This window comes from Flavobacterium sp., assembly GCF_013822155.1.
Lineage (GTDB): Bacteria > Bacteroidota > Bacteroidia > Flavobacteriales > Flavobacteriaceae > Flavobacterium.
In genome coordinates, this window is sequence record NZ_PNJW01000005.1 from 21,968 (window position 1) to 34,212 (window position 12,245).

Consider the following 12,245-nt stretch of genomic DNA (forward strand, 5'->3'; position numbering starts at 1 on the left):
ATTAATTAAATTTTTTATTACCTTCGTATCAATGAGGGTAATTAAATTTCCAACCTTAAACATCACGCTTTGTGTTGTGTTGGGAATTTTGGCTTCAAACGAAGTTAAACCCGACATTAATTCGACATGTCTTCTTGTTTCGATTTTATTCATTCCCTTTTTGTTGTTATTTTGGCTTTCCAATAAAAAAGCAACCTTCCGTTTCTATTTTGGTTTATCCGCTTATTTATTAAGTTTTTTTGTTGGTTTTATGGTTTACACTTTGCATTCCAAACCAAATCAACAACACCATTACTCAAATAATCTCAAGCATGAAAGAGCACTTGTCAGTGGTGTTATTTCAGAAAAAATTAGGCCTAATCAATATGTTTATAAGTATTTTTTAGAGGTAGAAACAGTTGATAAAATTGACAAAACGGGTAAATTATTAATTGTTTTATCTAAAAAGGATGCTAAAAAAGAATTTCAAATAGGTGATGTCGTTTTAGCTTATGCTTATTTAAAACCAATTACAAGGCCACATAATCCTTATCAATTTGACTATGCTGCTTATTTAGAAAAAAAAGATGTCTATCATCAATTATATTTAGAGAGGAATAATTACCGGGTTATTGGACATGAAAAGCATCTAAATTACAAACTGGAAAAAATTCGAAATACCATTATAACGAAACTTGAGAATTCTAAGATACCGATAGACCGACTCGAAATTATCAAAGCTTTATTTTTAGGTCAACGCCAAAACATTGATCAGGAAACGAATAATCAATATTCACAAGCCGGAGCTATTCATGTTTTAGCCATTTCGGGTTTACATATCGGTATATTATTATTCTTTTTTAAAACGTTATTTAAACCATTAGAGCGGATTCGATATGGCAAAATCATATTGCCTATTTTGCTTATGCTTATTCTTTGGTCTTTTGCATTACTATCCGGATTGTCGGCATCTGTTGTACGGGCAGTTACAATGTTTTCTTTTATCACTATTGGAATGTATATGAAAAGTGAACACAATATTTACAGAACATTGGGTTCCTCCATTTTAGTGCTATTACTTATTCGACCAAATTTCTTATTTGATGTAGGTTTTCAGTTGAGCTATTGTGCCGTATTTTCAATTGTAACCATTCAACCTTTATTTACCAAACTATGGAAATCGAATAATAAAATTGTTCAGTATTTTTATGAAATTCTAACGGTCTCTTTTGCTGCCCAAATTGGTGTGCTCCCATTGAGTTTATATTATTTTCATCAATTTCCCGGATTATTTTTTCTAACAAATCTGGTGGTAATACCTTTATTAACGCTCATATTAGTTTGCGGAATGATTGCTTTGCTTTTTGTTGTAATAAGCATTCCAACTGAAATTTTCATTCAACTACTATCTTATCTCGTGGGATTAATGAATCGTTATGTGGCCTTTATTTCCTCTTTAGAAGATTTTATAATCAAAGGAATTCCATTCAACTTAACCCTTCTTTTTAGCTCACTTTTTGCCATAATTGGAATAATACTTTGGCTTAAGAAGCCAAAATATAATAGAATAGTTTTTGCTTTAATTTGCATCATTTCATTTCAACTATCGCTTATTGGTTCTATTGCCTATCATAAGTCAAAAAATGAGTTTATTATCTTTCAATACCCCAAACAAACAATATTGGCAAAAAAAACAGATAACTCCATTACCCTATTCAGTAACGAAAAAGAAATTGAAACTAATTATGCCATTAAAAATTATCTTCAAGCTAATTTTGGTCAAATTGATTCCATTGCTAAGGTTCAAAATATTTTACAAGTAAATGATAAAAAACTATTAATTATTGATGAAAAAGGGATCTATAACATTCCTTTAAAACCAAATTTAATCTTGTTAACACAATCTCCAAAAATAAATTTGGCTCGTGTAATTGATGAATTAAATCCGACTATTATTATTGCCGATGGCAGTAATAAGAAATACTTACATGATCTTTGGCAAAAAACCTGTTCACAAAAAAATATCCCTTTCCACTCAACCAGTGAAAAGGGATATTATAAGATTGAATTAAACTAACTTATTTAGGCATAAATTGATTTACCACCTCTAACCATTTTTCAGGACCTCCGGCTACATAACCGGTGTTACCTAATTGTTGCAAATTAATTTGAGTTCCGTTTTTCTGCGGACTGACAAACCAAATTGTTGGAAAACCTTGCACCTGAAATATTTGTTGCAATTGATCATTTTGTTGTTTTAGGCTTGCTTCTAACTGCATTTTTTTAGGGAAATCCAATTCAACTAAAATCACTTTTTTTGACCATTCTACAAATTCAGGTTTTTGGAAAACCTCTTTTTGCAATTTAATACACCATCCACACCAATCACTCCCTGTAAAAAATAACATAAGGGGTTTTTTACTTTGTGTAGAAAGTTCTATCGCCTTATTAATATCTGTTTGCCACTTTAATTCTTGGGCACTCAATGTTTGAAGAGACCAAAAAAAGACAAAATATAAAATAATCTTATTCATTTATTTCACCGTTTTTAATTCCGCTAATAATTGTTCCGGTTGATAATATCCTACAATCACTTTCGCTATATCTCCTTTTTTGTCTAAAATATACATTGATGGATAACCTTCAACATTAAGAAAGCCTGTAAATTCATGCATACTGTTTCTCCCTTTGCGGGTAGCATCGTAGCCTGGATTTGTATATTTTTTTCCTTTATAATTCACTTCCGAATTTCCTTCTCCGTTAAATTTAACTGCATAATATGTTGCATTTATAAATTCTGAAACTTCTTTGGTTTGAAACGTATTTTTGTCTAACATTTTACAAGGTCCACACCAATCCGTATAAACATCCATAAATATTGGTTTCGGGTTTTTCTTTTGTAACGCTAATGCTTCATCAAGCGTCATCCATTTAATTTCCTGAGCCTGTGATGAAACCGTTGTAATAATTAGTAAAAGAGCAAAAAGTAATTTTTTCATAACGCTTTTTTATAAGTTGAATTTCAAAAATAATGCCGAAATTTAAAATAATTATTTCACATCCTGCATTAATTTTTTCACAAAAGGTGAAATTGCTATTAAAACTAATCCAAAAACTAAAGCATAGATAGCTAAATCTTTATAACCGTCAGCATATACTATTAATTTGTCAAAGTTTGAGGAATTTTCAGAAGCTTCAGCAATATTCGCTCCAAGAATACCGGCAAAATACTGTCCGTAGGCACTCGCTAAAAACCACATTCCCATGATAACCGCTTGTGTTTTTTGAGGAGAAAGTTTTGTCATGGCCGACATTCCGATGGGTGATAAACACAATTCCCCAAAAGTAATTACCAACCAACCCATTGTAAATAAATCTAAAGAAGTAATCCCCTCCGAGTTTGAAAAGAATTTTGTATAATAAAACACATAGAATCCACCCGCTAAGAAAAGAAAAGCTAAACCAAATTTGACTACCGTATTTGGCTCAATTTTTCGCTTATTCATCCAAAGCCAAGCCATTCCTACTAATGCAGCAAAGGCAATGACAAAAAAGGAATTTGAAGAATTATTTACTCCATTTGGATCTAATTTAACTCCAAGAACTGTATTGTCAAGATTATTGGCTGCAAATAAACTCAAGGAACCTCCACTTTGCTCAAAAAAGGCCCAAAAGAAGATTGAAAATAGTATAAAGACTAAGGCTGCGAATAATTTTTTATTTTCCACTAAAGAAAAGTTTCTCATTTCAAAAAACAAATACAGTAAGGCTAATGGTCCGATTATAAACATAAAATAATCGGTATATTCCGTTTTAGCAACCATGGTCATAATGATTGGAATGATTACTAATGAGCCAATATAAGTTGCAATTTCTAGGGTTCTCCTTTTAGATTTTTCTAAGTGTGCCAGAGGAGAAAGACCTATTTCTCCTAATGTTTTTTGGGTTTGCGTAAAAGTAAGTAAGCTCACAATCATCACTACTGCAGCAAATCCGAAAGCAATATTCCATCGTAAATGCTCCGGAATGAATGATTCCCACAATGTTCCGTTCGCCACAGCTATACAAATATAACCACCCAATAATGCTCCTAGATTTACTCCCATATAGAAAAAAGAAAAACCAGCGTCTCTGCGATTATCATCCTCTCTGTAGAGTTTTCCAACCATTGTAGAAATATTTGGTTTAAAAAATCCAGTGCCAATTATTGTAAAACTGATTCCGAAAAAGAAAAATTGTTTAGGGTCTATTGCCAAAATAATGCTTCCGACAATCATTAACAAACCACCCCAAAAAAGTGATTTACGATATCCTAAAATTTTATCCGCAAATAAACCTCCAATAAATGTAAAGGCATAAACAAATGCTTGAGTAGCTCCATATTGTAAGTTCGCCGTTTTTTCATCCATCATCAGCTGGCTCACCATAAATACGGCCAACATGCCCCGCATTCCATAAAAACTGAAACGCTCCCACATTTCACTAAAGAAAAGGTACCACAATTGTTTTGGGTACTTTCCTTTAAAACTATGAATTTCTTCTAGTGTATACATTTATGTGTTTTTTAATTGATTCCTTTTTCTTTCATGACTTTATTCAGTTGTTTCAAAAGAACAAACATGAGTAAAGTTGCAAACATCAATAATCCGAAATTTATCCAGAAGAAATCGGTTTTATTATCATAGGTATCCCATAAACTGGCTAAAACACCGCTTAATTTATTTCCGATTGACGTTGATAAAAACCACCCTCCCATCATGAGCGAAGTAATATTGGTTGGGCTCAATTTTGAAACAACCGATAATCCCATAGGACTCAGAAACAATTCACCAATGGTTATGACTCCGTAATTTGCCACTAACCACCAAACACTTACTTTTTCAGAACCATTCCCTCCCATATTCACAGCTGCCACCATGACTAAAACAGATAAAGCTGAAATTAATAATCCGAATGCAATTTTTGTAGGTGTTGAAGGTTCTTTCTTCCTGCCTCTTAAAAAAGTGAAAAAAGCCACCACAAGTGGTGTTAAAAGGATTACCCAACCCGGATTAATGGATTGGCTTAAATTAGCTGACCATGTAAAAATTTTACTTCCTTCTTCGGGTAGTTTTTCTTTTTTAACGTTTCTAAAATACAACGGATAATCAACAACTTTTATAACTTTTCCCTCTTTCTTTTGAATTCTGAAAGCTTCATCATAGAGAGCTACCGAATCTTTTTTGTATACCAATGTGTCTGTTAAAACTAATTTTGAAGCAATAGTTTGGGAAACACCGGTTAGCTCTCTGTCGGTATATTTGTCACCCCAATTATTTAATGCTGAACCATTTAATTTAAAAACCGCCCAAAACAAAATAACTACGCCAAATATGGTTAACAATGCTCCAATTGGTCTTTTATCCTCTTTTTTAGCTTTGAAATATAAACTGGCATAAAAGAAAATAACCGGTATACAAGCAAAAATAAAAGCATCTGTACTATCAGAACCAAAAATTGAACAATTTGGGTTTGCATCCGATTGAACACCATTGATAAACCAACCTATTATTCCGAAAAGTGCTGATGGCAGTAAAATAAATAAAACAATTTTATAAAAGGGCATATCGCCCTCTTGAACACCTTTCTTTTCTGTTTTATTACCATAATGCTTTGTTCCTAAAATAAAAACAACAACTCCAATAAACATACCAACTCCAGCAGCCATAAAAGCATATTGCCAACCAAAAAGGATTTTTAAAGCTGCACCAAAGAAATTACAAATAAAGGCCCCAATATTTATTCCCATATAGAATATATTATAACCCTCATCTTTTTTTTCTTTGAATTTATCTTCATTATAAAAATTACCCAATAAGGTTGAGATATTAGGCTTAAAAAAACCATTCCCAACGATAACTAGAGTCATCGCAATATAAAGCACCGTTATATTATGAATTCCCATCATAAAATAACCGGCACCCATCATCAATCCACCAATAACAATTGATTTTTTATACCCCCAATATCTATCCGCTACTAACCCACCAATAAAAGGGGTAAGAAAAACCAATGCAATAAATGTTCCGTATAAATCGGATGCTTCTTTTTCGGTCATAGCAAAACCGGCTTCAACATCTTTAAGGTATAAAGTAAAAATACCAATCATTAAATAATACCCGAAACGTTCCCACATTTCAGACAAAAACAAATACGGCAGTGCTTTAGGATGACTTTTCCACATAAATTATTAGATTAAATAACAAACCTGCGAGAATGTTTCGCAGGTTTGAAAGATATGAAAATATTTTTAAAAACTAATTAACGAACACCGTGCATCATTTTTTTCAATTTTGGAGTAAGAGCCATTAAAATAACAGCTGCTAATCCACATAGAATTACGAAAACCATGAAGAATTCGAACAAATTATTGATTTCAAAACCAGCAAAAACAGGATTTGTTGGACTAATTTGATTGTCCGCCAATAATTTTAATTGCTCGGCTGTTGGGGTAACTGTTTTATCTAAAACTGCTTGTAAATCGATACCCATGTCTTTCGCTTTGTTGAATTTTTCACCGGTTGCCGGTAAAATCGAACCTAAAGTACCCGCTAACGCATAACCTGCAGCATTTGACAAGAAAAATACACCGTATAACAAAGAAGCAAAACGTTTTGGAGATAATTTACCCACTAATGATAATCCAATTGGAGACAAACATAATTCGGCACACGTTTGAATTAAGTATAATAATATTAACCACTTAATAGCTAACAAACCATCATTACCTAAATCTTTGACATTATGAGCTATGATGAAATAACTTAAAGCAATTAGAGCTAATCCAACGGCTTGTTTCACGGGTGAAATTGGTTCTTTTCCGTGGGCTCTTAATTTATCCCAAAGTAAACTAAACGGAACGGCAAAAATTACCACAAATAAACCATTGAAAATTTGAACCATAGAAGGCGGCATATTATATCCAAAGAAATTTCTATCCGTTTGATTATCTGCAATAAATGTTAGTGAAGAACCCGCCTGCTCAAAAGCAGCCCAGAAAAATATCACAAAAAAGGCTACAATATAAATTACTAAGATTCTGTCTCTCTCAACTTTTGTAAGAGAAGAATCGGAAATAATTAAACCCGCCAATGAAATACCACTGGCATAAATAATCGAATAAATAATGTTTTGATCAAACAAGTAATGAAAAACTAACCCCAATCCAATGAAACCAACAACAGCTCCAATTAAAGCTGTTTGAGAGAAAATTGCTTTTTGAGACTCTCCTTCTTCATAATCATCATTAACGTTGTGTTTAGGCAAACCACCAATTGGTCTTCCTTCCGGAGTAACCACATATTTATTCTTTAAAAAATAAAATATTGCGGTACCAATTAACATTGCAATTGCCGCAGCTAAAAATCCATATTTAAACGCATGAATATCTCTAATTCCATCAGCATCTTTAACATCACCTACAATTGGACAAATTAATTGACCTAAAAAAGCTCCCATGTTGATACCCATATAGAAAATAGTAAAAGCTGTATCTAATTTACTTTTTTCCTGTTTTGGATATAAACTACCCACCATTGAGGAAATATTTGGTTTAAAAAAACCATTCCCAAAAATAATTATTCCCAGTGCTGACCATAATAATGTATCTGCTAAAGAAAGGTTAGTCCCAAAAACACTAGCACTTAGAAACAACAAAAACTGTCCTACTGCCATCATTAAACCACCTAAAAGAATACAATTTCTATTTCCAAAAAATCGGTCAGCAATAAAACCGCCTAACATTGGGGTCAAATAACAAAGCCCTAGAAAACCACCATATATCAACGAAGCTTCAGCTTCATTTTTCATTAAAGCGTTTACCATGAACAAGGTCAAAATGGCTCTCATCCCATAGAAATTGAACCTCTCCCACATCTCGGTTCCGAATAATACCCAAAGTCCTTTTGGATGTCCTGATTTTACTGCTACTTCACTCATAAAATTTGTTTTGGTTAATTAAAGGTTTTGGTTAATATAGTTTGTCATTTTAGTATACAATTGTAAGCGTATTTTTCCACCATAAATACCGTGATTGGTGTCCGGATAAATGGCTTGATCAAATTGTTTATTGGCTAATTGCAAGGCTCGAATCATGCGGGTTGCGTTTTGAAAATGTACATTATCATCGGCCGTTCCGTGAATAATTAAATAGTTTCCTTTTAGTTTATCCACATGATTAATAGGTGAATTATCATCATAACCACTAGCATTTTCTTGTGGTGTTTGCATGTATCGTTCGGTGTAAATTGAATCGTAAAAACGCCAGTTAGTTACCGGAGCAACTGCAATTGCCATTTTGAATACATCATTTCCTTTTAAGATACAGTTACTCGACATAAATCCACCGTAACTCCAGCCCCAAATTCCAATTCTTGCTTTATCCACATAAGCATAATTTCCAAGAACTTTTGCTGCATCAATTTGGTCTTCCACTTCGTATTTTCCTAATTCTTTTTGAGTCACTTTTTTGAAAGCTGCTCCTTTGAATCCGGTTCCTCGGCCATCCACACAAGCTACTAAATAGCCTTGTTGAGCCAACATCATGTGCCAGTAATCATTTGCTCCTAACCATTGATTTGCCACTTGCTGTGAACCCGGTCCACTGTATTGAAATAATAACAACGGATATTTTTTTGACGCATCAAAATCCTTTGGTTTGATGATATAAGAATTCAATTTATGCCCTTTTTCGGTTGTTAATTCAAAAAATTCTTTAGTGGGAAGATTGTATTTCTCCAATTTTGTAGCTAATTCGGCATTATCAACAATGGATTGCACTTGCATTCCAGCTTTTGATTCATGCAACGTATAGGCAGTTGGTTCTGTAGTACTAGAAAATGAATTGATAAAAAACTGAAAATTGGGACTAAAAGTTGCCTTATTTGTTCCTGTCTTTTGCGTTAATCGAACTTTATTTTTCCCGTCTAATTTAATTTTATAAACATCTCTATTTATGGAACCATTTTCAACTGATTGATAATAAACTTGTCCGTTTTTTTCATCAAAACCATAATAAGAAGTTACTTCCCAATTCCCTTTGGTGATTTGATTGCGAAGTTTTCCGGATTTATCGTAATGATAAATGTGATTAAAACCATCTTTTTCTGAGGTCCAAATAAAACTATTGTCTTGCAAAAAAGTCAGGTTATCGGTTACCTCTACATAGGCTGTGTCCTTTTCATTTAATACAACTTTAGTTGTGCCCGTTTTTGCCTCTATAAAAAGTAAATCCAAATTGTTTTGATGACGGTTTAATACCTGAATACTTAAAAAATTAGCCTCATTCGTCCATTTCATTCGAGCAATGTAGAAATCGTTATACAGACCTAAATTAATTGTATTTGTTGAATTGGCTACTACATCATAAATATGTAACGAAACCAATGCATTTTTTTCACCTGCTTTGGGGTATTTAAAAACTTCTTGTGATGGATATAATTCTTTCCCAAAAACATCCATTGAAAACTCAGGCACATTTGATTCATCAAATTTTACATAGGCCAAATGTGTACCGGATTTGTTCCAATCAAAGGCTCTAACAAAAGCAAATTCTTCTTCATACACCCAATCCGTTATACCGTTGATGATTGCATTTTTCTTACCATCGTTGGTAATTTGAGTATGCTTTTTGGAAGCAATGTCAAAAACATACAAATTATTTTGATAACCGTATGCTATTTTCTTCCCATCCGGAGAAAAAGTAGGTTCCTGAATTTTATAATCGGCTACTTTTTGAAGAGTTTTGGCAGCAATATCATAAATATAAAAATCGGCAACGGAAGAATGACGATAAATTTGCTCGGAATTTAAAGCAATCAACAATTGCGTTTCTGCTTCATTAAAGGTGTAACTATCAATAGATGATAACTCAACATGATTTTTAGAATCAACTAATGTGCTTACTTTTTTTAATGTTGCAAAATCATATAAATCAATTTGAAACGTTTTTGAAGCTCTGTCAAAATTAAGAACCGTATACTGATTCGTTTTTTTCATAGCCTGAAGAGCATCCATTCCTTTAGTTCGGAAAGCACCAGAAGCCCAAATGTCTTCTAATGTTATTTTTTGTTGCCCAATTGCAGCAAAAGAAATAAATAGAAACAAGAAAATTACTTTATTAAAATGATTCATAGTCGGCATGTTAAAAAAACGTTCAATTTTAGTGAAAAAAATGGAATAATTCGTCCTTTTATGTGTTAAATAGCATTTTTAGATTTTTTAAAAAGTTTGAGATTTTAAAAAAAATACATTCTAATTTTAATTTTTATTAAATTTGTGTATTAATCAAATCCTGATGGAAACTATTCGAATTCAATTTCAACCCAATTTAAAATCTAAAATTCTTGAATTACTGAGTTCATTTTCAGAGAATGAAGTGCAAATCATTCAAGAGGATCCTTCTTTTGAAAAAAACAAAAGAATTCTTGAAGAGGAACTTAAAAACATTGAGAGCGGAAAATCTAAATGTATTTCTATGGAAGAATTAGATTTGGTTATGGAAAAAATAATTTCAACATATGAAGATTAGATTTTCTGAAAAATTCATTAATAATCTATCTGAACAAGTTGTATTCATTGCAAAAGACAAACCAAAAGCAGCAAGAAAATTCAAAAACGATTTATTAAGAAACATTTCAAAAGATTTAAAAACTCCTTTTAATTTCAGGAAATCAATTTATTTTGATGATGAGTTAATTCGAGATTACATTTTCAAAGGATATACTATCATCTTTAAAGTCAATTTACAAAAAAAAGAAATAATTGTTTTTGGGTTTATTAAATACAAGAATTCACTCTGATTTTATACATTCTTAACTACTATCTTTGCACTACATAAGATTTAAGCAACAACCATGAACCACGAAGTTTCCGGATTTTCAAAATTATCCAAGATTGAAAAAATCGATTGGATTGCTCAAAACTATTTTTCTGAACCCAAAGTTGCCGTTGCATTACTTCTAAACTATTGGAATAGTGATGAAAAACTGCAACAATTGCATGATGAATTCATTGAAAACACCATTTCCAATTTTTATTTACCGTTAGGAATTGCTCCCAACTTCAACATCAATGGAAAGAATTATACAGTTCCGATGGTTATTGAAGAAAGTTCGGTGGTTGCAGCGGCCGCAAAATCAGCTAAATTTTGGTCAAGACGAGGCGGATTTAAAACCACTGTTTTGAATACTGAGAAAATAGGTCAAGTACACTTTATATACAAAGGTGATACTTCAAAATTGGTTTCTTTTTTTAATCAAACGAAAGCAAAATTTTATTCTGAAACCGAAAGCATTACTAAAAACATGCAAAAAAGAGGTGGCGGAATTTTAGATATTATCTTAAAAGACAAGACCTCCGATTTAGAAAATTATTTCCAACTGCATGCCACTTTTGAAACAAAAGACAGTATGGGGGCTAATTTTATCAACTCTTGTTTGGAACAATTTGCCAAAACCCTAAAAGCTGAAGCTCAGAAATTTGATGCTTTTTCTGAAGAAGAAAAAAACATTGAAGTAGTCATGAGTATTCTTTCCAATTATGTAACCAACTGTATTGTTCGAGCAGAAGTTTCCTGTTCTATTGAAGAATTAGCCGAAAAACACATCGAAAACCCAACGGAATTTGCCGAAAAATTTGTTCGTGCCGTGCAAATAGCAGCAATCGAACCCTATCGTGCCGTTACCCACAACAAAGGCATTATGAATGGTGTAGATGCAGTTGTTTTAGCGACAGGTAATGATTTTAGAGCCGTAGAAGCCGGGGCTCATGCTTATGCGAGTAGAACCGGGAAATATAGCAGTTTATCGCATGCAAAAATTGAAAAGGGTATTTTTAGTTTTTGGCTAGAGATTCCTTTGGCTTTAGGAACAGTTGGTGGATTAACCTCTTTACATCCTTTAGTTAAATTGAATTTAGAAATACTTGAAAAACCTTCTGCAAAGGAACTCATGCAAGTAGTTGCCGCTGTTGGTTTGGCACAAAACTTTGCTGCTTTGCGTTCACTCACAACCAAAGGAATTCAGGAAGGACATATGAAAATGCACTTAAATAATATTTTAAATCAATACCATGCAACGGCTGAAGAACGAATAAAAGTTCAGGGGTATTTTAAAGACAATACTATTTCGCATGCGTCAGTAGCAGAATATTTAGAACAAATTAGAAAGTAGCTATGAAAAAGCCTTTCAATTTATTTATTTATTTCGTATTTTTATAAAATTGAAGAA

10 protein-coding genes are annotated in these 12,245 nt (G+C 32.5%); 4 read left to right on the plus strand and 6 right to left on the minus strand.

Translation table 11 applies throughout. The annotated features are described in order from the left end of the window. Positions 1-31: 31 nt before the first annotated feature. Positions 32-2,056: a ComEC/Rec2 family competence protein gene (locus C0512_RS02395; protein ID WP_290858589.1), complete on the plus strand. Its 2,025-nt coding sequence runs from the start codon at positions 32-34 to the stop codon at positions 2,054-2,056. A 1-nt stretch (position 2,057) separates the two neighbouring features. Here the strand turns inward: C0512_RS02395 and C0512_RS02400 are convergent, their stop codons facing one another. From C0512_RS02400 to C0512_RS02425, 6 genes are all read right to left on the minus strand, one after another. Further along, positions 2,058-2,513: a thioredoxin family protein gene (locus tag C0512_RS02400; RefSeq protein WP_290858590.1), complete on the minus strand. Its 456-nt coding sequence runs from the start codon at positions 2,511-2,513 to the stop codon at positions 2,058-2,060. After that, complete coding sequence (locus C0512_RS02405) at positions 2,514-2,978, minus strand: thioredoxin fold domain-containing protein (RefSeq protein ID WP_290858591.1); 465 nt, start codon at positions 2,976-2,978, stop codon at positions 2,514-2,516. A gap of 51 nt (positions 2,979-3,029) precedes the next feature. After that, positions 3,030-4,532: a peptide MFS transporter gene (locus C0512_RS02410; RefSeq protein ID WP_290858593.1), complete on the minus strand. Its 1,503-nt coding sequence runs from the start codon at positions 4,530-4,532 to the stop codon at positions 3,030-3,032. A gap of 11 nt (positions 4,533-4,543) precedes the next feature. Then, complete coding sequence (locus C0512_RS02415) at positions 4,544-6,202, minus strand: peptide MFS transporter (RefSeq protein ID WP_290858594.1); 1,659 nt, start codon at positions 6,200-6,202, stop codon at positions 4,544-4,546. A gap of 77 nt (positions 6,203-6,279) precedes the next feature. Continuing rightward, positions 6,280-7,956 carry a peptide MFS transporter gene (locus C0512_RS02420; protein WP_290858596.1) on the minus strand — a complete coding sequence of 559 codons (1,677 nt, stop codon included), beginning with the start codon at positions 7,954-7,956 and terminating at the stop codon, positions 6,280-6,282. 18 nt (positions 7,957-7,974) lie between these two features. Beyond that, entirely contained in the window at positions 7,975-10,149 is a 2,175-nt protein-coding gene (locus C0512_RS02425) for a S9 family peptidase (RefSeq protein ID WP_290858597.1), read from the minus strand. A 163-nt stretch (positions 10,150-10,312) separates the two neighbouring features. Between C0512_RS02425 and C0512_RS02430 the strand changes: the two genes are divergently transcribed. From C0512_RS02430 to C0512_RS02440, 3 genes are read left to right on the plus strand one after another with little or no spacing between them, the layout of a single operon-like run. After that, the gene (locus C0512_RS02430; RefSeq protein ID WP_290858598.1) at positions 10,313-10,546 is read left to right on the plus strand and encodes a hypothetical protein; all 234 of its coding nucleotides are present in this window, start codon (positions 10,313-10,315) and stop codon (positions 10,544-10,546) included. Then, positions 10,536-10,817, plus strand: coding sequence for a type II toxin-antitoxin system RelE/ParE family toxin (locus C0512_RS02435; protein WP_290858599.1), 282 nt, complete (start codon positions 10,536-10,538; stop codon positions 10,815-10,817). Before C0512_RS02430 ends, C0512_RS02435 begins: the two co-directional genes overlap by 11 nt. Before the next feature lie 54 nt (positions 10,818-10,871). Further along, positions 10,872-12,188, plus strand: a complete 1,317-nt coding sequence (locus C0512_RS02440; protein ID WP_290858600.1) for a hydroxymethylglutaryl-CoA reductase, degradative — start codon at positions 10,872-10,874, stop codon at positions 12,186-12,188. Positions 12,189-12,245: the final 57 nt, after the last annotated feature.